Origin of the sequence: Pseudopedobacter beijingensis (assembly GCF_042678145.1) — a bacterium.
Classification (GTDB): domain Bacteria; phylum Bacteroidota; class Bacteroidia; order Sphingobacteriales; family Sphingobacteriaceae; genus Pseudopedobacter; species Pseudopedobacter beijingensis.
Window position 1 is genome coordinate 16,931 of the sequence record NZ_JBHUDG010000044.1, and the last position, 26,496, is coordinate 43,426.

Below are 26,496 nucleotides of genomic sequence, written 5' to 3' on the forward strand. Positions count from 1 at the left end.
TTTTTCAATATAAAAATAAGGAATCAGGGGGAAAGAAAAACTCAGATGTATTGTTTTCTATCGGTCGTTCCTTGGGTATTAAAAGTGATGGTTGAAAAAAGTGTTAACCGAAATTGCAGGTTGCCTTTCCCTTTTCGGTAGGAATTTCCTTAAATTCGAAAAAAAATAAGATAAATTGGGAGTTGTTGTAGAACATCTGACCAAAGTTTACGGTCATCAAACAGTAGTAAATAATATCTCTTTCGAAGCAAAACCAGGTAAGGTGCTGGGTTTTCTGGGACCAAATGGTGCCGGGAAATCAACAACTATGAAAATGCTTACTGGTTATATTCCTCAAACTTCAGGTATGGCAACGGTTTGCGGATTCTCGCCTTTGGATAATCCGTTAGAAGTGAAAAAAAGAGTAGGTTATTTACCTGAAAATAATCCCTTGTATTGGGAAATGTATGTCAAAGAGTTTTTAGGTTTTGTAGCAGGATTACATCATTTGAAAAATAAACAGCAACGCCTGAAAGAAGTAATAGATTTAACAGGGATTGGTGATGAGCAGCATAAAAAAATAGGTTCCCTGTCAAAAGGATATAAACAAAGGGTTGGACTGGCTAATGCTATTATGCATGATCCTGATGTTTTAATATTGGACGAACCGACTTCTGGCTTAGACCCCAATCAGCTTTTGGAGGTCAGAAACCTGATTAAGCAGTTGGGTGAAACAAAAACAGTTATCCTGTCTACACATATTATGCAGGAGGTAGAGGCTATCTGCAATCAGGTAGTTATTATAAACAAGGGTAATATTGTGGCAAATGATAGTCTCGCTTATTTACTTGCCCAACATCAGGAGACTTCTTTGGAGCCTGTTTTTATAAAACTGACTAATATTTAAAATGGGTATCATCATATTTAAAGAAATAGTGTCTTATTTTAGTTCGCTTGCGGGCTATATTACTATTTTGGTGTTTCTGGTAGTTTTAGGACTTTTTTTATGGGTTTTTCCAGAGTCCAGTATTTTGGAATATGGTTATGCCGGATTAGATTCTATGTTTAATATTCTGCCTTACCTGTTTATTTTTTTGATTCCGGCAGTGAGTATGCGTACATTTTCTGAGGAGAAAAAGGAGGGTACTTTTGAGTTACTGGCTACTAAGCCCTTAACTGATTGGCAAATTATTTTGGGTAAATATTTTGCTGTTTTATTAGTGGTTGTGGTGGCTTTGCTACCTACTTTGGTTTATTACCTGTCTGTTTATTTTTTGGGGAATCCGGTAGGGAATATAGATAGTGGTGCGGTTATAGGTTCGTATATAGGAGCGTTGTTATTAGCCGCAGTATTTACAGCATTGGGTGTTTTTACATCTGCAATTACTAAAAATCAGATTATCGCTTTTGCATTATCGGTTTTTCTCAGTTTCTTCATGTTTAGCGGGTTTGGTTCGTTAAGTCAGATATTGTCTTTGCAGCATATTTCTTATTATTTAACCAGTCTGGGTTTAGAAGAGCATTATCAATCTGTTGGGAGAGGTGTTTTAGATACCCGTGATCTGATTTACTTTTTAAGTATTACTGCTTTCTTTTTATTGGCAACACGTACGGTTTTAAGGAGTAGGGTATGGTAAGGCAACAGAAAAAAACAGATTTAAAATACTTTACCCTGGGGGTGGTTTTGCTTATTTTGTTGAATTTGCTGGCGGGGGTGTTTTTTACCCGGTTTGATTTTACAGCAGAAAAGCGATTTACAATTTCAGAAAACTCAAAACAGATATTAAAGGGTATTGATGAGCCTGTTAGGATAACTGTTTTTTTGGAGGGTAATTTTCCTGCTGGTTTTAAGAGGTTGAGGAATGCTACTGCAGATCTTTTAGCTGACTTTAAGGCTTATTCTAAATCTGATATGGAGATAGATTTTATAGATCCTACGTATGGGCGTAATGAGCAGGAACAACAGGAGTTTTTTGCTTATCTGTACGAGAAAGGTCTAGAGCCAACCAATTTAAGTGTTAAAACAGAGGATGGATTTTCTCAAAAAGTTATCTTTCCGGCGGCTTTGGTTTCGTATAAGGAAGAAAGTATTCCGGTGAAACTGTTACAGAGCAGGATGGGCTTGTCTCCGGATGAGGTACTTAATAATTCTATCCAAAACCTGGAGTATGCTTTTATATCTGCCATAAAAAAAGCGGCATCGGGCGGTAAGCCAAGGGTGGCTTTTACGGAAGGACATGGAGAGCTTTCTGATTTACAACTACAGGATGCCATGAAAGCTTTGTCTGATGGTTATGAAGTGGGGAGGATAGATCTTGCACAAGTAACTAAAGAAGGTTTGGATAAATTAAATGTATTGATTGTAGCAAAACCCAATACGGCTTTTTCTGAATTGGAAAAAATAAAGATTGACCAGTTTTTGGTTAAAGGAGGTAAGGTGTTTTTTGCGTTAGATCAGGTACATGCAGAATTGGATAGTATGCAACGTGGTTTAGGTGAGCAATTGGCTTTTCAGCGGGATTTGAACCTGGACGACCAATTGTTTAAATATGGTATTAGGGTAAATTATGACCTTATTGGGGATATGAATTGTGCACAGATTCCGATGAGTATAGGGAATGTTGGCGGGCAGGGGCAATTGCAAATGGTACCCTGGTTGTTTTACCCAATTATTATGCCTGTATCTAAGCATCCGCTGGTGAGAAATTTGGAAGGTATTAAAACCGAGTTTATTAGTTCAATAGATACGATAGCTTCAAATCATCTTCAAAAAACTGTATTACTGGAAACATCGCCGTTTAATAGGGTTTTACAAGCTCCCACTCTGATTTCTTTAAATATGGTTGAGGATGTGCCTGATCCTGAAAAATTCAGAAGTAAACCTAAGGCTGTATGTGTGTTGGTAGAGGGTAAGTTTAGTTCAGTATTTAAAAACCGGGCAATTCCGGAAGGGTATAATAGCCCCCTTCAGCCAGAAGCAGAGAAAGAGGGCAGAATGCTTGTGTTTAGCGATGGCGATATGCTGAAAAATCAAATTGCGCAGGATGGTTCTGTCTATCCGTTGGGATTTGACAGGTATACATCACAATCATTTGGAAATAAAACTTTTTTGTTGAATATTGTGGATTATTTAACCAATGATGGAGATTTGATTTCGTTGCGTTCCAAAGAAATTAAACTGAGGTTATTGGATAAAGGGAAATTGAAAGAAGAGAAGCTGAAATGGCAGTTGATAAATATGTTGCTTCCGGTAGGACTGTTGATTATAGCGGGTATTTTTCAACATCTTTACAGGAAGCGAAAGTATGCAGTTTAAATTTTGTAGCTTTGACATTAACAAGTAAAAATAATCCGATAAGATGAGATTTATAGTTTCTACAACAACATTACTAAAGCACTTGCAATCTGTAAGTGGCGCTTTAAGTAGCAGTGCTGTATTGCCCATATTAGAGAATTTTTTATTCGAGATAAAAGAAGGAAATCTTATCATTTCTGCAACAGATTTGCAGACCAGTATGATTACGTCTTTGGCGGTAGAGGCTAAAGAGGGAGGAAAGATTGCCGTTCCTTCAAAGATTTTGTTAGATACGCTGAAAACTTTACCTGAGCAGCCTATTGCTTTTTCGGTTGATGGAGAAACATACGCTATAGAAATTAGCGCTGGAGATGGAAAGTATAAACTGAGTGGTGAAAATGGAGAGGATTTTCCTAAAATTCCAACAGTTGAAGATGCTTCTACAGTAAATATACCGGCTACCGTTTTATCAGAAGCAATAAATAAGACCATATTTGCAGTAAGTAATGATGAGTTACGCCCGGCAATGACAGGGGTGTTTTGTCAGTTATCTCCAGAAAATATTACGTTTGTAGCTACCGATGCTCATAAACTGGTGCGTTACAGAAGAAAAGATACCAAAGCAGATAGTGCAACTTCTTTTATTTTACCAAAGAAAGCATTAAACCTATTAAAATCTGCATTGCCATCAGAAGATATTAACGTAGCAATAGAATATAATTCTACCAGTGCATTCTTTAAGTTTGCGAATATCAGTATGATTTGTAGACTTATTGATGAGCGTTATCCTGATTATGATGCTGTAATTCCTCAAAATAATCCAAACAAGTTAACGCTGGACAGAAGTCTGTTCTTAAACTGCTTGAAAAGGGTGGTTATTTTTGCTAATAAAACAACACATCAGGTTCGTTTAAAAATTAATGGAAGCGAGTTACATATATCATCAGAAGATATTGATTTTGCTAACGAAGCACATGAGCGTATTGGTTGTCAGTACGATGGCGAAGATATGGAAATCGGTTTCAATGCCAAGTTTTTGATTGAGATGTTGAATAACCTTGCAGGAGATGAGGTGAGTATAGAAATGTCGACACCAAACAGAGCTGGTTTATTATTCCCCAGCAATGCGGATGAAAACGAAGATATTCTGATGCTGGTAATGCCGGTAATGTTGAATAACTACGCATAAATAAAATATTAAATTTTTGAAAAGGCTTGATGTACTTGTGCATCAAGCCTTTTTTATTGTATATTTATATGATAGAAAAATATATTTGCAGAAAATAAGTAATATATAGTTTCAGAAGACGCAGTTATTAGAATACAGCAGTGATGACAAGAAGTATATTGAATAGGATTATAGGTGGTTTAGGTCTGATGCTTTTGGTAGTGTCATGTGCTGATAATTCTGAAGTAGGTCTTTTAGGCAGGGCGCAGGTTTTGGTGTGTAATATGGTGCCGGAAGACGATTCAGTAACTCTTTATTTAGACACAACAGTAGTTAACAACAGCCCGCTTTCTTTTAACGAACTTTCTCCTTATGATACGTTGGCTGCAGGAAGAAGATCTGTAATTGTAAAATCTTATACAACAGATTCTGTGGTGATGGAAAAAGCAATGTATATTAATCCATATAGAAACTATTCTTTCTTTATTGTTCCTATGGATTCTATTAATAAACAAATTTCTTTGGTGGCTACTGTAGATTATTTGAGTTTGCCCCAAACTATGACCAATGCTAAAGTCAGGTTTATCCATCTGGCTCCAAAAGAACTTGGTGTTAACCTTTATACAAAACTGGATACCTTTACGGAAAGAAAAACATTTACCAATGCCTATTATAAAACGGCTTCGGTTTTTCAGGAGCTTAAGGCAGGTAAATACACTTTGAGGTTAACAGATGTTCAGCAGCCAGAAAATCAGATAAGTACTGTAACCAATGTGGTGTTTGAACAAAAGAAATCTTATACAATTCTTATTTCAGGACTGAAAAACAGTACCGATTACCCTCAGCAAATCTCGGTTATCCAGAATAACTGATAGTCAGAAAGTACCAAAACAAAAATATAACATGGCGATGCGGCTAAAATTTATATTTTTGGGGAAAATATACCGAGTATACAGTGGAAATCATTACTTCAATTATAGATTTTATCTTACATATAGATAAACATCTAAGCGAAATCATCAGCAACTATCAGGTTTGGACCTATCTTATATTATTTATTATCATTTTCGCTGAAACGGGACTGGTCGTTACTCCTTTTTTACCTGGTGATTCTTTGTTGTTTGCAGCAGGCGCTTTAATTGGGGCGGGTGATACGGGTTTAAATATTTATTTATTAGCCGTATTGCTTTTTATTGCAGCAGTTTTGGGAGATCTTGTAAACTACGAGATAGGCAAACATTATGGCATTAAGGTATTTAATGGGAAAATCAAGTTTCTGAAAAAGGAATATTTGACCAGGACACAGGATTTTTTTGCTAAGCATGGAGGAAAAACCATAATTTATGCTCGTTTTGTACCTATTGTACGCACTTTTGCTCCGTTTGTAGCAGGAGTGGGGGAAATGACTTATAAAAGATTTGCCTCTTTTAATGTGATAGGTGGTTTTATATGGGTAGTTCTATTTTTGTTTTTGGGGTACTTTTTTGGAAATCTGGAATTTATACAAAAGAACTTTAGTCTGGTTATATTAGCTATTATTATAATATCAGTACTACCTGCTCTGGTAGAGGTGGTTAGAGGCGGTAAAAAGAAAGAAGCCTAATAGGTATTTTGGTGTATGGAAGCACTGGCTTACATATTGATATTGACCTGTTTGATTTTGTTTCTGGTAGTGGGATACCTTTTTAAAAGGTTGAGGAATACGGAGGCAGAGAAAGCAGAACTGAAAGCCCGGTTTCAGGAGTATGAGTCTAAAATAAATAACCTGCAATTAGAGAATTTAGAGTCTAAGCTGAACCCGCACCTTTTTAAAAATATCCTTAATTCTATACAATCACATGCTTACCAAACCTATTATTCTATGGATAAGCTGGCCAATGTGCTGGATTATATTTTATATGAGAGTAAAAGGGGTTTTGTTTCTGCTAAAGAAGAAATAGATTTTGCCTTAAGTCTGATAGAAATTAATAAGATTAAAATAAGTCCTTTGTTTGAACTTAATGTAAAAACAAAAGTTAATGACGAAGCTTTGTATCCGCAAAAATTATTGGCTCCAATGGTTTCTATAGATCTGATAGAGAATGCTTTTAAGCATGCCGATCTTCAGAGTCCTGATTCTTTTATAACCATAGTTTTTGAATTAAAAGATGGTAATTTTAGTCTTACTGTTTCTAATAAAATATCAGAGCGTAAACCTATTTTAAAAGAAAATGGAGGTATCGGTAATGAGAGTCTTGAACAAAGATTAAAGCTTATTTATAAAAATGGTTATAAATTAGAGCGTTTTACAGAAGGCGAAGTTTTTGTTGCTCATTTAAAAATTAATTTACTTGAACACATTGATAAAATGCATCATCTTAGATGACGAGTTGCCGGGGTTGGCTTATTTGAAATTGCTTTGCGAACAAATAGAGGAACTGGATATAGTGAAGGTATATAATGATCCTGTCGCTTTTCTAAATGAATACCAGACCCTGGACTTTGATCTTTGTATTTTGGATATTAATATGCCGGGAATAAATGGCCTTCAGATTGCAAATCTGCTCACTAATAAATATCTTGTTTTTACAACTGCTTATAAAGAATATGCAGTAGAAGCTTATGATCTGGATGTGATAGATTACATTGTTAAGCCTATAAAAAAAGAACGTCTTTTACAGGCTATTGCAAAAGTGAAAAGCAGGTTTGTTAAAGAGAATGCTGTTAAAGATTTCTTTCAGTTTAATACCAATAAAGGGAAAACCCTACTTTTTTTTGACCAGTTGTTTTATATCAGAACCTCGGAAGTAGATGCCAGAGATAAGGTTGCTTCTTTTTATGATGGTTCTACTGTAGTGCTTAAAAATGTGTCTTTTAATAAATTGTTAGGCATTTTACCTTCCAGTCAGTTTGTGAGGATTAATAAAAAAGAAGTGGTTGCCTTTAAAGCTGTTCAATTGTTTTCTTATGATGAGATCACCCTTAACGTATCATCAGAAAATGGGAAACCAATAACATTAAGTATTGGAGAAGCTTACCGGGAAGCCTTTGTCCAAAAACTGAAATCCTGACTTTATTACATTTTTTCTTCTGTTTATTACATTTGTCAGATAGATTGTTTTTCTGTACACATACAGGAAACATTAATTCAACATCTTTACTGCTGATATGCGATGGGGAAGTCTTGTTTTTCTGAAGTCTGTTGTTGATAAAAATATTTAACATGAAAAAGTATAAAAACAGTATTTTTTATATTTCAACTATAGGGGTGTTTTCAGCAATTATATACTGGATTGTTGTAGTTGGCTCTCAATTAGAAGAAGGTAGGTCGGTTGTTGAAGCCGTGTCTGAAAGAAGTCAGTGGGAGGAGTTTATTCTTTCTATGCAGCATAACCTGGGGCATCCTTTGGCTATATTATTAGCTCAGATAATTACCATTGTGTTGGTTGCCCGATTGTTTGGCTGGGTGTTTGGGAAAATAGGACAACCCACAGTAATTGGTGAAATTATAGCAGGTATTGTTTTAGGGCCATCTTTTTTAGGACTTTATTGTCCAGAGTTTGCCAGTGCACTTTTCCCTTCTCAATCTTTAGGGAATTTACAGTTCTTAAGTCAGATAGGGCTTATACTTTTTATGTTTGTGATAGGCATGGAGCTTGATTTGAATGTGCTGAAAAATAAAGCACATGAAGCGGTTGTTATTAGTCATGCAAGTATTATTTTTCCTTTTACATTAGGTTTAGGACTGGCCTATTTTATTTATAGCTCTTTTGCTCCTGAGGGTGTAGGGTTTATTGCATTCGGGCTGTTTCTTGGAATCTCTATGAGTATTACTGCTTTTCCGGTATTGGCTCGTATTGTGCAGGAGAGAGGTATTCATAAAACAAGATTGGGCACAATTGTTATAACCTGCGCTGCGGCAGATGATATTACGGCCTGGTGTATTTTAGCAGTTGTAATAGCTATAGTAAAAGCAGGTTCTTTTTTAAGTTCATTGTATATTATAGGGTTGGCTATTATCTATGTTGTTTTTATGATTAAGGTGGTAAGACCTTTCTTGAAACGCGTAGGAGATTTACATGCTTCGCGGGAGAAATTAAGTAAAGCCGTAGTGGCTATATTTTTTCTGGTGCTTATTCTATCGTCTTATATTACGGAGGTTATAGGTATACATGCGCTTTTTGGAGCATTTATGGCGGGAGCTATTATGCCTGAGAATAATAAGTTTAGAAACCTTTTTATACAAAAGGTAGAGGATGTAGCGCTGGTGTTGTTGTTGCCTTTGTTTTTTGTATTTACTGGCTTAAGAACAGAAATAGGATTGTTGAATGATCCCTATTTATGGGAAATGACGGGAATGATCATACTTGTAGCTGTAGCAGGTAAGTTTTTGGGGAGTGCGCTGGCAGCTAAGTTTGTTGGGCAAAACTGGAAAGATAGTTTAACCATTGGGGCGCTTATGAATACCAGAGGATTGATGGAACTGGTGGTGCTGAATATAGGTTATGATTTAGGGGTGCTGACTCCGGAAGTGTTTGCGATGATGGTAATTATGGCTCTTGTAACTACATTTATGACCGGGCCGGCGTTAGATCTGATCAATTGGATTTTTAAGAATAAACCGCAAGCGGAACATCAGGAAATTAGTTTGAGTAATAAGTTTAAGGTACTGATATCTTTTGCTAATCCAAAAGGAGGTAGGTCTTTATTGCGTTTGGCAAACGGACTGGTGAAAAAACTGAATGGAAACGCTTCGGTTACTGCTATGCATCTTTCTTTAAGCACAGAACTCCATGCTTATAATATAGATGAATACGAAAAAGAAAGCTTTTTGGAACTGGAGGAAGAATCAGAGCAGCTTAATCAACCCATTGTTACCTTGTTTAAGGTATCTAATGATATAGACTCTGATATTGTAGAGGTTGCCAATAAAGGTGATTATGATTTACTGCTGATAGGTGTTGGGCAATCAATTTTTGAGGGAAGCTTATTAGGTAAAATTTTAGGTTTTACTACTAAAATTATTAATCCTGACAGGTTGTTAGATCAGGTTACGGGAAGAAAAGGATTGTTTGAGAATTCTCCCTTTGATGAAAGAACGCGTTTGATTGTTTCTAAAAGTGCAGTGCCTGTAGGGGTGCTGCTGGATAAGGATTTGGAGAGGCTTGATTATGTATTTATCCCTATTTTTTCAGAAGAAGATGCTTTTTTAATAAGATATGCCTTAAAGCTAATCAATAGTTCTAAATCTCAGGTAGTGATTCTGGATGCCACCGGGCAAGTGAAAAAGAATCTGCATATGAAAGAATCTATACGATCTATTGAGCAAAACGCACCTCATCATATCAGCTTGCTTAACGAAAAGAAAATAGATAAACAGTTTCTGAAAACGCAGGATATTATGCTGATTAGTTTTGATAGCTGGAAGAAACTGGTAGATACCAAAAGCTTGTGGTTGTCTGATGTGCCTTCTACTCTTATTTTAACTAAATAAGGACGATATATGACTGTTTGGGAGAAGAATTGCAGAAGCATCTCTAACACAGCTTTAAAGCTTCTCTTAACGAAGGATGGAGCTTCTTTAATTTTTGGAATAAGAAAGGAAATAGAGTTTGTATTAAAAAGGGTAGAAAAGATTTATAAATCCTCTCTACCTAAAACTTTACCTTGCAAATAAAGCTGTTCTTCTTTGTTGATTTCATTTTGTTCGGCAATAGGAATGTCTTTTCTGGATATTGCTTTCAGGTTGGGTTGTCCTGCATCTATCCATGCAGAATACCAAAAACTCCCGGTTGCTAAAATAGCTTTGCGCATTTGTTTCTCTACCATTCCATTGAGCACCTCGTGGTATTTTCGGGAATATTCTTCGGAGTATTGTTTAATTACCTTATTATTCCTTTGGCTATACGTGTACTTTTTGTCGGGAGCAAAATTGCCGTTAGTTTCTTTCTCAAGTTTTAGTGTTAAAGGAACCAGGCTGTAGGTCTCCTTCACAATACGCCATGCTTCTTGTAATGGATTGTCTATATATTTTGCGGGTCCTACAAAATAATCGTAGTCTTTAGCGAAAAGTTCGGGTAGCCTGCTTTCCCAAAAGGCATGTATTCCAATCTGGTTGGTTAGTTGTCCATTATAATTCATAGAAGTATGCAGCGGTACATGAGCATCTGCAATATAATGTGAAAGATCTGCAGACAACCGGATAATGTTAGCCGAATCTTTGGCAGCAAAAGCCTTTACCAGCTGATAATATACTTTTTCTATTTGCCAGGGGACTGTCCCGTAGGTTTGGAGAGTGTCTTGAGAAAACTTGTTAATCGCGTCTTTCCACTTAACAGGAATACTGTCAAAAGGGTTTTCTCCGTAATAATCTGCATCTAAAAAATGCCGCTGACCTTCCAAAGGGTCAATTCCCCTGCGTTTATCTGGATTTACAGATCTTTCTGTAATTGTATTGATATTTCCCTTATAGAAGACGATGAGGTCTTTAGGGAGCGTAAAAACAGCTAAACGAGCTATCCTCTTGTGAGCATAAAATCCCCATGAACTTAACAAGATAATTGAGCCGAGTAATACAATGGTTCTGGTTAGGTTTTTTTTCATCATCGAATATGAAAATGTAAATCTGATTAAAATTAAATTTAGGGAATAAAAATCTTATATGTTAATTTGCAGGTGTATAAAGTGCTTTTTTAAAGGATAATCTGACTGAAAAAACAAAGAAAGATGGCTGATAATAAGTCCTTAAATTGGTTTTAATGACAATAGAATAAAAAATTTTAAATGAGCACTTTGTATTTTGAAAATTTCAATCTATATTTGCATCCCCGAATAGGGAAGTTGTATTAAAGGAATAAAAGCTTAGAAATGGCAAATCATAAATCAGCATTAAAAAGAATTAGATCAAACGCAGCGAAACGCTTACGTAACAGATATCAGGCAAAAACTACAAGAACTTTTATTAAAAGGTTACGTACAGCCGCAACAAAAGAAGAAGCAGTAGCATTATTGCCTAAAGTTACTTCTATGTTAGACCGTTTGGCAAAGAAAAACGTAATACACAAAAATAAAGCAGCTAACAACAAGTCTAAATTGACTAAACTTGTAAACTCTTTATAATAAGAATATATAAGATATTCCTTTTATCTGAAAAGCGAGATTTTTAAGTCTCGCTTTTTATTTTTAATTACCGGGGGTAATTAGTAGATTCAATTATGAATCTGCATTATAAACCAAACATTCCTATCACTACCTGGGCTGAAGAGGATAGGCCTCGGGAAAAACTCTTGCTCCATGGCAGAAGAGCACTTTCGGATGCTGAACTTATTGCTATACTGATTGGTACAGGAAACAGAAATGAATCTGCTGTAGATCTCAGCAAAAGAATTTTACATAATTTTCAGAACGATTTAGGTGTTTTAGCAAGACTTTCTGTGCAGGAACTTTCTAAATTTAAAGGCATTGGTGAAGCTAAAGCTATTACCATTATGGCTGCTTTGGAATTGGGAAGGCGTAGGAAAGAAACTGAAAATGGAAGAGTAACCAAAATAACCTGTTCTAAAGATGCTTATGAGTTATTGCGTCCGGTGTTTGAAGATTTAACTCATGAAGAATTCTGGATGTTAATATTGAATAAAGCTAATAAGGTGGTGGGCAAAAACCTGGTTTCAAAAGGAGGTTGGGCATCTACTGTTTGTGATCCTAAAGTGGTTTTTAAGACTGCACTGGAATATAATGCGGCAGGTGTAATTGTTGCGCATAATCATCCTTCGGGTAATTTAACGCCTAGTGATGCAGATATAGGGTTAACCGGAAGGCTGGTGTCGGGAGGGAGACTTTTAGATTTACCCATATTTGACCATCTTATTTTTGGAGATGGTTGTTATTATAGCTTTGCGGACGAAGGAAAGATGCCGGGGATGAGGTAGTGTTTACGGCGTTTCTGGTGTTGGGCTTCTTTTTTAGTATAATATGTTTTGCTGTTTTAACCAGTAAACCTGTAGGAATATTGAAAAATAAGGAATAGAGAGGGTAAGTTTCGGCAAAATCTCTCTTAAAATTCCTATTTTTGTGCCTCAGAAAAAGAAGTAAATGAAAATATCATATAATTGGCTAAAGCAATTTCTTGACATTAACTCTTCTCCAGAGGAAATATCTATAATTTTGACCGCAATTGGTTTAGAGGTAGAGAGCCTTGAACAGGTTCAGGCTATACCTGGTGGTTTAGAAGGTTTAGTGATTGGTTACGTGAAAGAGGCAGTACAACATCCAAATGCGGATAGACTGCGTGTAACTAAAGTAAATGTAGGCGGAGAAGAGGATTTACAGATAGTTTGTGGAGCACCTAACGTAGCGGCCGGACAAAAAGTAGTCGTGGCAACAGTAGGTACAACGGTTTACCCCAAAACCGGTGAGCCATTTAAAATTAGCAAGTCAAAAATTAGAGGTGAAGTTTCTGAAGGAATGATTTGTGCAGAGGATGAAATAGGTTTAGGCGAATCTCATGATGGTATCATGGTTTTACCTGAAGAAACAGCGGTGGGTATTTTGGCAAAAGCATATTTTAATCTTAATGATGACTATTTGTATGAAATAGGGCTGACACCAAACAGGGCAGACGCTGCGTCGCACCTGGGAGTAGCCAGAGATATAGCTGCGTATCTGGAGATTCCGGTGAAAATGCCTAAGGTAGATTCTTTTAAAATAGATTCAACAACAAGTTCTTTCCAACTAGAGGTAGAAGCAGAAGATCTTGCGCCAAGATATAGTGGGGTAACAATTTCCGGAGTAGAAGTTAAGGAATCTCCGCAATGGTTAAAAGAAAAATTGGCGGTAATAGGTATCAGAAGTATTAACAATATTGTAGATGTGACCAATTATGTGCTTCACGATTTGGGACAGCCTTTACATGCTTTTGATGCTGGTGAGATAAAAGGACATAAAGTTGTAGTGAGAAGAGCGGGCAGTGAAGTGAGCTTTGTTACACTGGATGGCATAGAAAGAAAGCTACAGAAAGAAGACCTGGTTATCTGTGATGAAAAGGACCCGATGTGTATAGCTGGTGTTTTTGGAGGAGAGGTTTCGGGAGTTAAAGAAAGTACTCAAGATATTTTTCTGGAAAGTGCATATTTTAATGCCGTATCTGTTAGAAAAACCTCGAAGAGGTTGGGCTTGAAAACAGATTCGTCTTTCAGGTTTGAGAGAGGGACAGATCCGGAAATTACGGTATATGCATTGAAAAGGGCAGCTTTATTGATTCAGGAAGTCGCAGGTGGAAATATATCTTCAGCTATTTTTGATCATTACCCTCATCCTGTACAGGATTTTAAAGTAGAATTGTCTATTGACCGGGTTAATAGTTTAATTGGCCAGGAGATAGGGGATGATAAAATAAAGTCTATAATTAAAAATCTTGGAATTAAGGTAGTTGCAGATAAAGGCAAGGTACTGGATTTAGAAGTGCCAACCTATAAAGTGGATGTAACCAGAGAAGTAGATGTTGTAGAAGAAATTTTGCGTATTTATGGTTATGATAATATTGTTATCCCTTCTAAAGTAAATGCCTCACTAAATTATACCTCCAAACCAGATAAAGAAACTGTACAGCAGACTATCTCTGATATGCTTTCTGCAAATGGCTTTTTTGAGATCTTATCTAATTCGCTTACCAAATCTGCTTATTCAAAAGATTTGGAGCATGCAGTAAAGATTTTGAATCCTTTGAGTTCTGATTTAGATGTTATGCGTCAGTCATTGGTGTATTCTGGATTAGAAGCCGTTGCTTATAACAGTAACCGCAAAAATCAGGATCTGAAGTTGTATGAGTTTGGTAAGATTTATAACGTAGAGGAGGATAAATATCAGGAAAATGCAGAGCTGGCTATATTTCTTACCGGAAAGTATAGTAGTGCCGTATGGAATACAGAAGGATCTCATACAGATTTCTATAAAATAAAATCTGTTGTTGATAGTATTTTACAGCGATTGAATATTACCAATTTAAATTCTGATGAATTAGATCATGTAGATTTCGCTTATGGAGTGCAGTACAGAAAAGGACCTAAGACATTGGTGAGGTTTGGAAAGGTTTCTGATGCTGCTGCAAAATTAACAGATGTAGATAAACCTGTATATGCTGCTGTTTTTAATTGGGATTTGATATTTACCATTATAAAAAACAACAAAATTAGCTATAAGGAAGTGGCTAAATTTCCAGCGGTTAGACGTGATCTTTCTATGTTGCTGGATAAATCGGTTACTTTTGAACAGCTGAAAAAGATAGCTTTAAAGGTAGAGAGAGGTTTGTTGAAAGCAGTAGATGTTTTTGATGTCTACCAGGGAGATAAGTTGCCTGAAGGTAAGAAATCATATGCGTTAAGCTTTATTTTGCAGGACGATGAGAAGACTTTGACAGATAAGCAGATCGATTCGGTAATGCAGAAATTAATTCTTAACTTAGAAAAAGAATCAGGTGCAGAAATTAGAAAATAAAGATTGATGTCTGTTTTAGCACAAAAATTAGATCGGGTTCTGGCCCGCACCCAGGAACTGATAAATTTAGCAAATGCTTTACAGGAGCATAACGACCTTTTAAGCCTTGAAAATCAGTCTTTGAAGGTAGCTTTGAATACCAGTGAAGATAAACGAAAAGAGCTTGAAGAATCGGTAAGAGTACTGAAACTTGCGAAAAGTTTAGAAGGTTCAAATGAAAAAACACTTGACATAAAGCAAAAAATTAACGAATTTGTGCGGGAAATAGATAAATGTATTGTATTGCTTAAAAAGTAATGCAAGGTGAATTGAAACTCAAATATGGGAGATATCTCCATAAAAATAAATATTGCTGATCGTGTCTATCCCTTAAAGATAGATTCAGATGAAGAGGAATTAGTGAGAAGGGCTGCTAAATTAATTAACGACCGTATAAAAGAATTTCAAGAAAATTATGCGGTAAAAGATAAACAAGATTTGCTTTCTATGTGTGTGTTACATTACGCAACATCATCATTAAAAGCAGAAAAAAAGGCTAGCAATGAAGATACAGACCTGGCCGAAAAAGTTTATAGTTTAGACAGTGTTTTGGCTGATTTTTTTGAACAGAAAAAGTAATATAATCGTTCTTTATACATAGTTCGAGTTTTAAGAAATTTAACCGCAGTTAAATTTTAGGTTTCACTATTAAAAACTTAACATTTCGATATTAAGGAAGGTATGTGGACACAAGTTTTCGTTTCATCCTCAATAAGGAGGATTATCCTGAGAGCTTTTTACCTTAAACCTGCAATAAGAAGTTTACAATACATGAAATCTAAATTTAGTTGCGGTTTTTTTTTAACTTAAAAACATTGTATGGAAATTTTTATTTATCTCGCTATAGCCATCATCGCTTTTGGTATAGGGATTATAGCAGGGAGATATTTACTTAGACAGTTACTTAGGCAGCAAGAGGTAGCGGCTCAGGCCAAAGTAAAAAAGATATTGAAAGATGCTGAAAGCAATGCCGAACTTTTGAAAAAGAATAAGTTGCTGGAAGCTAAAGAGAAATTCTTGCAAATGAAAACAGATCATGAGCAGGAAGTTAATCAGCGTAACCAGAATGTAGCGCAGAAAGAGAATACGCTTAAACAAAAAGAGCAATCTCTAAACCAAAAACTGGAAAATCAGAACAGAAAAGAGCAGGAGTTAGATAATCAGCGTAAAAAGTTAGATCATCAGCTGGAGATTGTTGAAAAGAAACAAGAAGAGGTTGAGGTAATGAAAGCACAGCACATTAAAGAGCTGGAAAACATCGCAGGGTTATCGGCAGAAGAAGCTAAATTGCAATTGGAGGCTAATTTGAAGGAAGAAGCCAGAACCAATGCTATGGTTCAGATTAAGGATATTATAGACGACGCTAAACTAACGGCAGCTAAAGAGGCTAAAAAAGTTGTTATTCAAACAATACAACGTACGGCTACTGAATCGGCAATAGAAAACACAGTTTCTATTTTTAATATCGAAAACGACGAAATTAAAGGACGTATTATCGGTAGAGAGGGTAGAAATATAAGAGCGTTAGAAGCAGCTACGGGAATAGAGATTATTGTAGATGATACTCCTGAGGCTATTATATTATCAGGTTTTGATCCGGTAAGACGTGAAATTGCCCGTTTGGCACTACACCGTCTCGTAACAGATGGTCGTATACACCCGGCAAGAATAGAAGAAGTGGTTGCCAAAACCCAAAAGCAAATAGAAGAAGAGATTGTAGAGATTGGTGAAAGAACCGTTATCGATTTAGGTATCCATGGTTTACATCCTGAACTGATTAGAATGGTTGGACGTATGAGATATCGTTCATCCTATGGACAAAATCTTTTACAACACTCTCGTGAAGTAGCTAATTTCTGTGCAACTATGGCATCGGAATTGGGGTTAAATGCTAAACTGGCTAAAAGAGCAGGTTTGTTACATGATATTGGAAAAGTGCCTGATGATAATCCGGAATTGCCACACGCCATTTTGGGAATGCAGCTGGCAGAGAAATATAAGGAACATCCTGATGTTTGTAATGCCATTGGAGCGCACCATGACGAGATTGAGATGACTTCTTTGATATCGCCAATTGTACAGGCTTGTGACGCTATTTCAGGCGCAAGACCGGGTGCAAGAAGAGAAGTGGTAGAAAGCTATATCCGCAGGCTAAAAGAGCTGGAGAGCCTGGCTATGTCTTACCCTGGGGTAGAGAAAACTTTTGCTATTCAGGCGGGAAGAGAATTACGTGTTGTAGTGGAAAGTGAGAAAATAAGCGATGCACAATCAGAAATTTTAGCGGCTGATATCTCTAATAGGATTCAAACCGAAATGACTTATCCGGGACAGATTAAGGTTACTGTAATAAGAGAAACCAGATCTGTTGCTTATGCTAAATAAGAATAGAAATTAAATATAGAAAAGCCTTTCTTAATATTGAGAAAGGCTTTTTTGTTGAAGAGGATTTATACAGGCTTTCCAATTTACATCTGAATAAAACTCTTATCTTTACGGGCAGTTTTCAGAAACTTTCAAAATATCATGTCTAAAGAAAAAGAACAGCCCAGAGAAATAGATAAATTATTTAAAGAATACACTGAATATCATCAGAACAAAACAAATATAAATCTTCGGTATCTGTTTGTTCCTTTGTTTATATTTAGTTGTATGGGCTTAATTACAGCTACGCCGTTTCCACATCTTGCATTTCTGGGAAAGTATAATATGTTTATCAATTGGTTTTCTGTTGCGTTAGCTATTGCTATATATTATTACCTGAAATTATCTCCTTTATTATCATACCTGATGTTATTTACATTTGGTGCATTGTATTTTTTTATTGTGCAGTTAGAATATGTAGAACAAGGGGGAGGACCTCGCTTATGGCAGGTTAGTGCTGTACTTTTTGTTATTTCTTTAATAGGATTATTGTGGGGGGGATCTTTAGAAAAGAAGAAAAGTTCTTTATGGCAAAAAATGCACTTTATAGTTATCGCTCCAGTTTGGATGTGGTTTCAGCTGGTGAAACGCTTTAACTGGAGATACTAATTTCTAAGTTTGGTATTTCTATAGATAAGTAGATGATCGTAAAAGTGGGTGTATTCTAAGTTTGTTTGAAACAAACTTGGAATACACCCACTTTTTGTTACTCAGTTTTTTTTAATACTCTTTTTTATTGCTTAATAAGTTTTGTGGAGTAATTTTTATTCCCATTTATTTTTAAGATATATATACCACTATTTAAGGATGATAAATGTTGATTTAAATAGTCTTCTATTTCAATAACAGAACCCTGCTTGCCTATTACTTTTTTTCCATCCATAGTAACCAAATCCATTAGAATATTATTACCATTCTCCGGTATATCCAATTTTATTTCGCCAATTACCGGATTGGGATATACTCGTATGATATTCTGAAGATCAGTAAAAATGTTAATAAACCTAATCTCCGGGAAATAGGAGAAATCACTATTTTTATCTGTTTGTTTAAGACGATAGTAATTTATACCGCTTAATGGAGAAAAATCTGTAGCTGTATAAATTTGTTTATCCATACTTGTTCCTGTTGTGGGTACCGTTATAATAGATGTAAATGAATTCCCGTCTTTCGAACGTTCTATGGTGAAAAAATCGTTATTGCTTTCAGATGCTGTACTGAAGTTAAAGCTAACAGTGTTACCGGTTTTATTTGCAATAAAAGATGTAAAGTTTACCGGTAAAGTAGTTTCGTGTTGAATGTTGATTTTACCAACAGCTATCCTGTCACGGGAACCGGTAGAACCATTAGATTCCCAGTATATCCATCTTAACTGCACATTGCTGTTGTTATTACAAGTAGCAGGTAGTCTGAAAGTGAAATTTTGAGCACTAGTGATACCTTCTGTTTTTCCTTGAGAGGTATATACATGTGAAGCGTCTCCTAAATCAATAAAGTTGCCGCTATTGCCAATTCTATACTGTAAAGCAATGCTGTTGTCTCTGCTGGTTTGTTGTAATACGGTTGTGCAAGTCCAGCTTACATCAATATCCGCTTTTCCTGTCGTATTTATTGCTATAACTATTGCACCTGCAGCATTTGAGCCAGATGCTAATAAACCAATGCCATTTGCTCCCTCTGCGCTCCATCCTCCAGAATTTGAAGTGCTACTGATAGGCAGATCTCCATTTCCCGGAGCTATAGTTCTGGTTGTTGGTATACTACCCGTTGTAGTTCCAAACCTATGCGAAACTATACTGGAAGGTAATGTTGTTCCAGATACATTTCCCATTGTAAAAGGTAATGCCTGTACATTAGGAGTAGATTGTGGAAATACTGCCAGAGGTGAAAGCAGTAATGTAATCATTGATAAAAGTAAAGATTTTTTCATAATTCTAGTTTTGATACAAACATAAAGTGATGTTGTAACTTATAGGTAAACAGGTTGTTATGTTTTTATTGTGAGTGTGTTGACTAAAATAGGCTACGAAATAAGGATACTGGGCAGTTTGTATAAGGTTTATCCGAGTTGTTTTTACGAATAGAGCTGTTTTAGAGAAAACAAAGGAAAGCAGGTTTACTTTTTTATATCTGCTTTAATGTTAATATAAGATACTCAATAGTTTAATATACCCTCTCTACTTTTAACCACTGAGTTTTAGGTGAATACAAAATTCTGTTTTCAATCAATACTCATCTGTTAAATTATATTATATGGGGAAATTTTACTTATTTATAATAGCTTGTTTTTCCTTTCTACCTTCCTTTGGACAATGTCCTGTAATTAATGGCGCTATGGTAAATTCATGTGCTCAGGGAGGGGGAGAGGGAATTAACGAGTTTGTGGTGTTTACCACTACTGTTCAAGCACCGGTAAGTGCCTATACACTGTATTATGGATCTAATAACCCGGCAACTCAAAGCCCGTCGGGTAAATTACCAGGGACAAATACCACAACAAAAAACGGCACAGGTAGTTTTGTAACAACCAATGGATGTAACTTTATTCAGGTCAGCAATTCAACAACCATTATACCAGCCAATAGTACGGTTATTTTTATTCCAGCAGACTTTGATCAACAGTATGATGTTACAGGAATATGTAATGGAAGCTTATATGTTGTATATATTAATCGTTCTGCTTCTGGCAGTACATGGAATGCAGGAGGTGTATTGGCTAATACACCTTCCACAAAACGGTATTTACAAATTACTAACGGAGCATCTACTACCTGTACATCTGGAGTAAGAACTTACTCTTATCAATGGCCCGGTAATGATGATGGTAACTCGGTTTGGTGGAGTAGTGATGGGAGTGAAAAGTACATCAATAATGGTTGTGGTAGCATTATTCCTCCAGTTGAGGCAGTGAGTGTTGCTCCTATAGACCCATCACCTTTTTGTATGGGGGTGAATAATGTTCAGGTTGCTTATACTGCTCAGGGGAATCCGGATAGGTATTCCCTTGTATGGGATGCGGCAGCATTGGCTGCCGGATTTTCAAATGTTGTAAATGGTACCCTAACCGGAGGAAATATCACTGTAACGGTTCCAGTTATGGCTGCGGAGGGAACATATAAAGTAAATCTTACAGTAAGTAAGTCAACAGGTGGAACTTACAGTCCTGTGAAAACAGTGACGCTAACTATAAAAGGTATCCCAAATGTAGTGATCACTAATCCTGTTTCGGTATGTTCGCCTTCAACTATTGATCTTACAGATCCCTCCATTACTGTAGGTAGTAGTTCCGGGTTAACATTTAATTATTATACCGACATCTTGGCAACAAACTTACTTTCTAATCCAACTCAGGTTAATACCAGCGGTACATATTATATTAAAGCTACCAATGCAGGAGGTTGTTTTGTAATTAAACCTGTAGAAGTGAAAATAAACAATTTACCTGATTTGGTGATAACGCATCCTGTTTCAGTATGTTTACCTTCTGTTGTTGACCTTACCGGTTCTGCTGTTACTGCCGGAAGTAGTTCAGGGTTAACGCTTAATTATTATACAGATATATTGGGAACCAGTTTGTTATCTAACCCAACTCAGATTAATGTCAGTGGTACTTATTACATAAAAGCTACAAATGCGGGTGGTTGTTCTGTCATCAAACCGGTGGAAGTAAAAGTAAACAAATTACCGAATGCTCCTTTAATTTCCGGAAATCATGAAATGTGTTTAGGGACAACGACTTTATTAAATGCATCTGTTGCTGGTGGTATATGGAGTAGTTCCAATAATACTATTGCAACAGTTGATGCATTGGGGAATTTATTAGCCATGAAGGAGGGACAAACAGATATTCTGTATACCATAATTGCAGCATGCGGAAGTGTTTCATCTGTGCCTTTTTCAGTTGTTATCAATACTTTGGCTTTACCTGGACAAATTAAGGGTACAGGTCAGCTAAAGTTAGGAGAGCAGGGTGTGTTGTCGGTTGATAGAACGGGAGGGACATGGCAAAGTAACAATCCCGCAGTGGTCACTGTAGATCAGAATGGTAAAATAATGGGGATAAAAGAAGGGGAGTCAGAAATTACTTATCTGGAAAATACATCCTGCGGTTTGGTTAAAACTGGTCCTTTTAATTTACGGGTAATTTTTACGAACGACCTTTTTATACCTAATGCATTTACTCCTAACGGCGATGGAAGAAACGATAAATTTATTGTTTATGGTACATCTGTAAATAAGATGGAACTATTTGTATTCAATCAATGGGGTGAACTGGTGTACGAAACTGAAGATATGAGTCAAGGGTGGGATGGAACCTATAAGAATGAAAAGCAACCTGCAGGGGTGTACGTTTATACGGCAAAGATTACCATGAAAAATGGAGAACAGTTGGTGAGAAAAGGGGCCGTTAATCTGATACGCTAACCGATGAATATCTCATAAGTTCAGTAATAACTTCATAAAGTGATTTTAATGAAAAAATATACGGGGTTTTGTTTATGGGTGTTAGTTAATATCACCTTTCTCACAGATCATGTAAAGGCACAAATAGATCCGCATTTCACACAAAATTATATCTATCCTATGGCTGTGAATCCAGCATTAACAGGAACAATAGATGGTAGTTACCGGATATCGTCAATTTATAGAAATCAATGGGGTAATATTACCAATCCATACAGTACAATTGGTCTGTCTGCAGAGCTGGCTACGGAAAAGAATATTAATTTAGGTCTTAGTGCTTTTAGACAATCAGCTGGAGATGGAGGGTATAGGTATACATCTGCCAATATCTCTGCATCTTATAATGGAATAAGGTTTGGTAGCGATGGAGAACAAGAAATAGCCTTAGGAATACAGGCGGGTTTTATACAAGCTAAATTTAATGCAGGAGATCTTAGGTTTGGTAATCAGTGGATCCCCGGAGTGGGATATGATGGAAGTATAGGAACTGGCGAAAGTTTAGGGGCATTATCTTCGTTAATACCTGATATTGGTTTTGGTGTAACTTATTTTAATAGAGGTGAAGATAAAAAGGTTGCTCCCTTTGGTGGTTTTTCTGTTTTCCATCTTACACAACCATCTTATTCCTTTTTGGGGGAAAGTAAAAACGATAAATTGCCCATGAAATATAGTGCACAGGCAGGGGTGAAAATAACCATAAATGAAGGGATGTATCTTGTTCCGCATATCTTATATAACCAACAGCAGAAAGCCTCAGAAGTAATAGGATCTTTGTATGCCCAACTTTATATTAATGAAAGTACAGACCTGATGCTTGGGGGAAGTTTCAGAAAGAAAGATGCGGTGGCACCATTTATAGGTGTTTTTATTAAAGGGACAATGATAGGGTTTAGTTATGATGTTAACACCGGACCGTTAATGAGAAATGTACGTAACAGTAATGCGTTTGAGGTTTCTATTTCTTATTCTGGCGGAAGACGGAATGGTAATAAATCTGCTTATTTTAATTGTCCACGCTTTTAACTCTTAAGACAGTATCAATGATTAATTTTTACCAATCTAAAAACCGCAATCCGATACTGAATATGTTTATGGTTGTGGGATTTATCGCTGTACAGGCAGTGTCATCTTATGCTCAAAAAAGCAGAATAGATTATTTTGAAAAGGCAGAAGAAGCTTATTATAAAAGAGATTATTTTTTGGCAGGCAGATACTACGAGTATTTTCTGGGCTTTAAAACATCTAACGAAAAAACAGTGAAAGGGAGTGCTTATATTACCAAGTTAACAAAACAGATGGGAAATGTAAGTACACAAGAAATAGCCTTATATCGTTTGACAGAAAGCTATTATAAGCTACCAAATTATAATTTAGCAGAATTTTATGGAGAAAAGGCGGTTAACTTATCTATTAAACAATTTCCGCTAACAAGATACTGGTATGCATCTGCATTAAAATCAAACGGTAAATTTTCTGAAGCAGAACAACAATTTAAACAATTTATTAAAGCGCATACTGTTAAAGATCGTTATGTGAGAAAAGCTGAGCAGGAAATGAACAGTCTTGTTTTTATTGAAGAGCAAAAGAGTAAAGGAAAGGACAGTTCCATTACGATAGAAAATATAATTGTACCAGCCGAAGGCGTTTATGCTTTACGGTCTGTACAGTCAGATGAACGTTTTCTGTTTACAGCTACTACAAAAACAGAGTTGGAGAAGCAAGGGTATGAAACAAGAATTTATCAGGGAAGATTAAAAAATAATCAATTATTAGATGTAGGTCTATTTCCAGAGAAACAGGATGAAGAGCAGGTACGTTATGGCGAAGGGGTTTTAAGTACGGATGGAAATTGTTTCTTCTATACACAGGCCACAGGAATACAAGGGCAGGGGAAGTCAGATATTTATTATAGTATAAAAGATAATGGTGCCTGGACAAAGCCAGTTTTAGTAGAAGGAGGTATAAATATGTCTGAGTATAGTGCTAAACAGCCAATGATTACACCTGATGGTAAATATTTGTTGTTTTCATCCGATCGCCCGGGAGGCTTCGGAGGTTTTGATATTTGGTTTTCTACCATAGATAGTAACAATAAAGTAATAGGGAAACCTCAAAATGCAGGAAAGAATATCAATACTGTAGAAGATGAAAACTCACCATTTTATCATCAGGAAAGTAAAACATTGTTTTTTTCGAGCAATGGAAAAAAAGGTATGGGCGGTTTTGATATTTACGGATCCTATGGAGATGTAGGGAAGTGGGGCGAATCGTTTAATTTAGGAGAGCCGTTTAATTCGGTCAGAGACGATCTGTATTTTTATGCAAATCCTTATAAAGACTTTGCCAAAGAGGCATTTCTGAGTTCGGATAGGTATACAGACTGTTGTTTGCAGGTGTATAAGTTGACCCGAGAAATACCAAGATTACCTATAGATAGAAAAGATGAAATAGTTCAACCAATTGCTAAGAAACAAGACTCATTAGTAATATATTTTGATTTTGATAGTAGCATATTGACTGCCGAATCGGAATCTCATTTGAGAAGCCTTGCTCAGGATCAATTAAAAGAAACTTCTTTAATTAAGATAAGTGGATTTACGGATGGTAAAGGAACTTTGTTATATAATCAAAAATTGGCGCTAAGAAGAATTGTAAGTTGTTTACAAATTTTGAAAGAACAAGGGATTCAGGATTCTCGACTAATAACGTATGTTGGGGCTTCTTGTTGCCCAGTTCAGGAAGAACTTTTAGGAGATGGAACAGATAACTCTGAAGCAAGACAACAAAACAGAAGGGTTGTAGTTGAAGTGTTAAAATAAATAAGTTTCTATGTGAAATTTTCCTAAACTACCTTTATATAATTTGAATTTTTTGTTTTTATGGTTCGGTTTTTGAGTATAACTTAAAAAAAATAGAAAGCATGAAAAAACAATTTATTTTTAGTGTAATTGCAGCAGGCTTGTTTTTAGGAGCTTGCCAAAATAGATCTACTCAGCAAAACGAGGGTGAGCTTGCAAATGATAGCAGTACAGTAATAGCTGATACCACTGCTTATGCAGATAATAGCCAAACTTCATTAGATTGGGCTGGAACCTACTCTGGTACATTACCTTGTGCAGATTGCGAAGGTATAAAAACCACAATTACCATTAATCAGGATGGGAAGTTTGAACGTAAAAGTGAATATCTGGGTAAAGGGGACAATAATATATTTGACGAAAAAGGAACATTCACCTGGGATAGTGCGGGTAGAAACATTATTACTAAAATAGGGACAGAAACTTACCAATATAAAGTAGGAGAAGGTTTTCTTCAACAATTGGATCAGGAGGGTAATGAAATAACCGGAAATCTAGCTGATCACTATATTTTAAAAAAGAAATAATAAGTGTTATAGAACATCTTAGTCCCACCCAGATAGTTATTTAACATATTTGGCTGGGACTTTGCCCAAAATGTTTCTTGAAAGAAGTAGAAAAATGTCTGGAGTTTTTAAAACCCATCATGTTGGAAACCTCAGAAACATTTAGATCCCCTCTCAGGAGCAATTTCTTAGCCTCCTGCATTTTAATGTCGTTCCAAAAACTAAATACCGTTGTTCCAAACAATTCTTTAAACCCTCTTTTTAAAGTAAATTCATTTGTTCCAAATTGATGCGCAAGATCTATCAGCAAACAGGGTTCAGCCATGTTTTGTGTAATATGATCGCGAATAGCATACATTTTCTCTACATCTTGTTTTTTTAGTTTAGTTTGGGAAATAGGATCTTTCAGTTGTTCCAGTTGTAACAAAAGCAGTTCAATCACTTTAGCCTCTAAAAACATTCTTTTATATATACCATCTCGGTTGCATTGAATGATATCGCGTATAATAGCATACATTTCATTACTAATCTGGTGATTTTGGCTTTTCATCATACTTGAGCAGCCAGAATCCATTATTTTCCTGAAGGAGTTAAATATAGAAGTATCTTCGGGCAAATACTTTTTAAAAAAGGAAGGAGATAAATTAACCTCGAAAACTTCAAAACCTTTACAATCCCAAACCATTTTACCTTTTAAACTATTGGCATACATAATATTATGCTGGAAAGGTTTAAAGGAAATTTCTTCAGAGAAATTAGTGAAGTAGGTGCTATTACTCCCTTTTAAGGCAAAGTGCATTTCTACAGTTTCAAAATCGCTTTCAAAACTAACAATGGTTTTATTATTCAATGCCAGATTTCCATAGCCAATATGTACACCCATAAAATAAATCTCTTTGTAATAGGCATTACCTATGTTATGGTCTATGGATGTTGTGCATTCCATAACATTTCTCTGTTCAGATGCAGGTAAAGGGTATTTCTTTTCCAGAATCAGATCATTGATATCTTTATCATATAGGTGAAGTGTCATTCTTTTTTTTGTTATTTCTACTTTTTGGACTTTTTACTCCCTTATTGAAACATTCTTCCAGATGTTAAAAATTACTTTTGTAAAAGTAGTTATTTAGAATAGTTCTACATAGTGTGCGGTGTCATAATTAATATTGATAGAGTAGAATCAGGTTAGAAATGGTGTTTTTATGTATAGAAATGATAAAACAAGGACAAATCATACTATTCGATTTTTTAGCAAAAGCGTTACAATATTTAGGTAGGGGAATAGATTGGCGTACC

At 35.9% G+C, this 26,496-nt stretch carries 23 protein-coding genes; 20 read left to right on the top strand and 3 right to left on the bottom strand.

Translation table 11 applies throughout. The features are described from left to right. The first annotated feature begins 175 nt into the window (after positions 1–175). From ACFSAH_RS15235 to ACFSAH_RS15275, 9 genes are all read left to right on the top strand, one after another. Positions 176–886: an ATP-binding cassette domain-containing protein gene (locus ACFSAH_RS15235; protein ID WP_379663598.1), complete on the top strand. Its 711-nt coding sequence runs from the start codon at positions 176–178 to the stop codon at positions 884–886. 1 nt (position 887) lies between these two features. Beyond that, the gene (gldF, locus tag ACFSAH_RS15240; RefSeq protein WP_379663599.1) at positions 888–1,616 is read left to right on the top strand and encodes a gliding motility-associated ABC transporter permease subunit GldF; all 729 of its coding nucleotides are present in this window, start codon (positions 888–890) and stop codon (positions 1,614–1,616) included. Beyond that, positions 1,610–3,295, top strand: a complete 1,686-nt coding sequence (gene gldG / locus ACFSAH_RS15245; protein ID WP_379663600.1) for a gliding motility-associated ABC transporter substrate-binding protein GldG — start codon at positions 1,610–1,612, stop codon at positions 3,293–3,295. The genes gldF and gldG overlap by 7 nt, the downstream gene beginning before the upstream one ends. Positions 3,296–3,338: 43 nt before the next feature. Continuing rightward, a complete protein-coding gene (gene dnaN / locus ACFSAH_RS15250; protein ID WP_379663601.1) occupies positions 3,339–4,463 on the top strand; it encodes a DNA polymerase III subunit beta in 1,125 nt (374 codons plus the stop codon). Positions 4,464–4,606: 143 nt separating this feature from the next. After that, on the top strand, positions 4,607–5,314 hold the full coding sequence (locus ACFSAH_RS15255; protein WP_379663602.1) for a DUF4397 domain-containing protein: 708 nt from the start codon (positions 4,607–4,609) through the stop codon (positions 5,312–5,314). A gap of 83 nt (positions 5,315–5,397) precedes the next feature. Further along, a complete protein-coding gene (locus ACFSAH_RS15260) occupies positions 5,398–6,045 on the top strand; it encodes a DedA family protein (protein ID WP_379663603.1) in 648 nt (215 codons plus the stop codon). Between the two features lie 15 nt (positions 6,046–6,060). After that, positions 6,061–6,807 carry a sensor histidine kinase gene (locus ACFSAH_RS15265; protein ID WP_379663604.1) on the top strand — a complete coding sequence of 249 codons (747 nt, stop codon included), beginning with the start codon at positions 6,061–6,063 and terminating at the stop codon, positions 6,805–6,807. After that, entirely contained in the window at positions 6,773–7,492 is a 720-nt protein-coding gene (locus ACFSAH_RS15270) for a LytR/AlgR family response regulator transcription factor (RefSeq protein ID WP_379663605.1), read from the top strand. The genes ACFSAH_RS15265 and ACFSAH_RS15270 overlap by 35 nt, the downstream gene beginning before the upstream one ends. 152 nt (positions 7,493–7,644) lie before the next feature. Then, positions 7,645–9,915, top strand: coding sequence for a cation:proton antiporter (locus ACFSAH_RS15275; protein ID WP_379663606.1), 2,271 nt, complete (start codon positions 7,645–7,647; stop codon positions 9,913–9,915). Positions 9,916–10,058: 143 nt separating this feature from the next. Here the strand turns inward: ACFSAH_RS15275 and ACFSAH_RS15280 are convergent, their stop codons facing one another. Beyond that, positions 10,059–11,027 carry a zinc dependent phospholipase C family protein gene (locus ACFSAH_RS15280; RefSeq protein WP_379663607.1) on the bottom strand — a complete coding sequence of 323 codons (969 nt, stop codon included), beginning with the start codon at positions 11,025–11,027 and terminating at the stop codon, positions 10,059–10,061. A gap of 261 nt (positions 11,028–11,288) precedes the next feature. Between ACFSAH_RS15280 and rpsT the strand changes: the two genes are divergently transcribed. From rpsT to ACFSAH_RS15315, 7 genes are all read left to right on the top strand, one after another. Then, entirely contained in the window at positions 11,289–11,540 is a 252-nt protein-coding gene (gene rpsT / locus ACFSAH_RS15285) for a 30S ribosomal protein S20 (RefSeq protein ID WP_379663608.1), read from the top strand. 95 nt (positions 11,541–11,635) lie between these two features. Beyond that, positions 11,636–12,349, top strand: a complete 714-nt coding sequence (gene radC, locus ACFSAH_RS15290) for a RadC family protein (RefSeq protein ID WP_379663609.1) — start codon at positions 11,636–11,638, stop codon at positions 12,347–12,349. A gap of 163 nt (positions 12,350–12,512) precedes the next feature. Further along, on the top strand, positions 12,513–14,912 hold the full coding sequence (gene pheT, locus ACFSAH_RS15295; protein WP_379663610.1) for a phenylalanine--tRNA ligase subunit beta: 2,400 nt from the start codon (positions 12,513–12,515) through the stop codon (positions 14,910–14,912). A 6-nt stretch (positions 14,913–14,918) separates the two neighbouring features. Continuing rightward, positions 14,919–15,209, top strand: a complete 291-nt coding sequence (locus ACFSAH_RS15300) for a hypothetical protein (protein WP_379663611.1) — start codon at positions 14,919–14,921, stop codon at positions 15,207–15,209. A gap of 24 nt (positions 15,210–15,233) precedes the next feature. Further along, a complete protein-coding gene (locus ACFSAH_RS15305) occupies positions 15,234–15,530 on the top strand; it encodes a cell division protein ZapA (protein WP_379663612.1) in 297 nt (98 codons plus the stop codon). Between the two features lie 240 nt (positions 15,531–15,770). Then, complete coding sequence (gene rny / locus ACFSAH_RS15310) at positions 15,771–17,333, top strand: ribonuclease Y (RefSeq protein WP_379663613.1); 1,563 nt, start codon at positions 15,771–15,773, stop codon at positions 17,331–17,333. Positions 17,334–17,474: 141 nt separating this feature from the next. Continuing rightward, complete coding sequence (locus ACFSAH_RS15315; RefSeq protein WP_379663614.1) at positions 17,475–17,981, top strand: Mpo1 family 2-hydroxy fatty acid dioxygenase; 507 nt, start codon at positions 17,475–17,477, stop codon at positions 17,979–17,981. A gap of 124 nt (positions 17,982–18,105) precedes the next feature. Here ACFSAH_RS15315 and ACFSAH_RS15320 read toward each other — a convergent pair whose 3' ends face one another. Then, positions 18,106–19,302 (bottom strand): T9SS type A sorting domain-containing protein, encoded by a 1,197-nt coding sequence (locus tag ACFSAH_RS15320; RefSeq protein ID WP_379663615.1) that lies wholly within the window; start codon positions 19,300–19,302, stop codon positions 18,106–18,108. A 323-nt stretch (positions 19,303–19,625) separates the two neighbouring features. Between ACFSAH_RS15320 and ACFSAH_RS15325 the strand changes: the two genes are divergently transcribed. From ACFSAH_RS15325 to ACFSAH_RS15340, 4 genes are all read left to right on the top strand, one after another. After that, positions 19,626–21,797, top strand: coding sequence for a gliding motility-associated C-terminal domain-containing protein (locus ACFSAH_RS15325; RefSeq protein ID WP_379663616.1), 2,172 nt, complete (start codon positions 19,626–19,628; stop codon positions 21,795–21,797). A 48-nt stretch (positions 21,798–21,845) separates the two neighbouring features. Continuing rightward, complete coding sequence (locus ACFSAH_RS15330) at positions 21,846–22,859, top strand: PorP/SprF family type IX secretion system membrane protein (RefSeq protein WP_379663617.1); 1,014 nt, start codon at positions 21,846–21,848, stop codon at positions 22,857–22,859. Positions 22,860–22,876: 17 nt separating this feature from the next. Further along, positions 22,877–24,655, top strand: coding sequence for an OmpA family protein (locus ACFSAH_RS15335; RefSeq protein WP_379663618.1), 1,779 nt, complete (start codon positions 22,877–22,879; stop codon positions 24,653–24,655). Positions 24,656–24,756: 101 nt separating this feature from the next. After that, a complete protein-coding gene (locus tag ACFSAH_RS15340; protein WP_379663619.1) occupies positions 24,757–25,221 on the top strand; it encodes a copper resistance protein NlpE in 465 nt (154 codons plus the stop codon). A 40-nt stretch (positions 25,222–25,261) separates the two neighbouring features. Here ACFSAH_RS15340 and ACFSAH_RS15345 read toward each other — a convergent pair whose 3' ends face one another. After that, a complete protein-coding gene (locus ACFSAH_RS15345; RefSeq protein ID WP_379663620.1) occupies positions 25,262–26,233 on the bottom strand; it encodes a helix-turn-helix transcriptional regulator in 972 nt (323 codons plus the stop codon). Positions 26,234–26,496: the final 263 nt, after the last annotated feature.

Coding starts and splice junctions, on each gene's coding strand:
- ACFSAH_RS15340 (WP_379663619.1), top strand. CDS start 24,757: ATGAAAAAACAATTTATTTTTAGTGTAATTGCAGCAGGCTTGTTTTTA.
- ACFSAH_RS15315 (WP_379663614.1), top strand. CDS start 17,475: ATGTCTAAAGAAAAAGAACAGCCCAGAGAAATAGATAAATTATTTAAA.
- gldF (WP_379663599.1), top strand. CDS start 888: ATGGGTATCATCATATTTAAAGAAATAGTGTCTTATTTTAGTTCGCTT.
- pheT (WP_379663610.1), top strand. CDS start 12,513: ATGAAAATATCATATAATTGGCTAAAGCAATTTCTTGACATTAACTCT.
- ACFSAH_RS15320 (WP_379663615.1), bottom strand. CDS start 19,302: ATGAAAAAATCTTTACTTTTATCAATGATTACATTACTGCTTTCACCT.
- ACFSAH_RS15335 (WP_379663618.1), top strand. CDS start 22,877: ATGATTAATTTTTACCAATCTAAAAACCGCAATCCGATACTGAATATG.
- dnaN (WP_379663601.1), top strand. CDS start 3,339: ATGAGATTTATAGTTTCTACAACAACATTACTAAAGCACTTGCAATCT.
- ACFSAH_RS15275 (WP_379663606.1), top strand. CDS start 7,645: ATGAAAAAGTATAAAAACAGTATTTTTTATATTTCAACTATAGGGGTG.
- gldG (WP_379663600.1), top strand. CDS start 1,610: ATGGTAAGGCAACAGAAAAAAACAGATTTAAAATACTTTACCCTGGGG.
- radC (WP_379663609.1), top strand. CDS start 11,636: ATGAATCTGCATTATAAACCAAACATTCCTATCACTACCTGGGCTGAA.
- ACFSAH_RS15345 (WP_379663620.1), bottom strand. CDS start 26,233: ATGACACTTCACCTATATGATAAAGATATCAATGATCTGATTCTGGAA.
- ACFSAH_RS15300 (WP_379663611.1), top strand. CDS start 14,919: ATGTCTGTTTTAGCACAAAAATTAGATCGGGTTCTGGCCCGCACCCAG.
- ACFSAH_RS15325 (WP_379663616.1), top strand. CDS start 19,626: ATGGGGAAATTTTACTTATTTATAATAGCTTGTTTTTCCTTTCTACCT.
- ACFSAH_RS15305 (WP_379663612.1), top strand. CDS start 15,234: ATGGGAGATATCTCCATAAAAATAAATATTGCTGATCGTGTCTATCCC.
- ACFSAH_RS15330 (WP_379663617.1), top strand. CDS start 21,846: ATGAAAAAATATACGGGGTTTTGTTTATGGGTGTTAGTTAATATCACC.
- ACFSAH_RS15280 (WP_379663607.1), bottom strand. CDS start 11,027: ATGATGAAAAAAAACCTAACCAGAACCATTGTATTACTCGGCTCAATT.
- ACFSAH_RS15255 (WP_379663602.1), top strand. CDS start 4,607: ATGACAAGAAGTATATTGAATAGGATTATAGGTGGTTTAGGTCTGATG.
- rpsT (WP_379663608.1), top strand. CDS start 11,289: ATGGCAAATCATAAATCAGCATTAAAAAGAATTAGATCAAACGCAGCG.
- rny (WP_379663613.1), top strand. CDS start 15,771: ATGGAAATTTTTATTTATCTCGCTATAGCCATCATCGCTTTTGGTATA.
- ACFSAH_RS15265 (WP_379663604.1), top strand. CDS start 6,061: ATGGAAGCACTGGCTTACATATTGATATTGACCTGTTTGATTTTGTTT.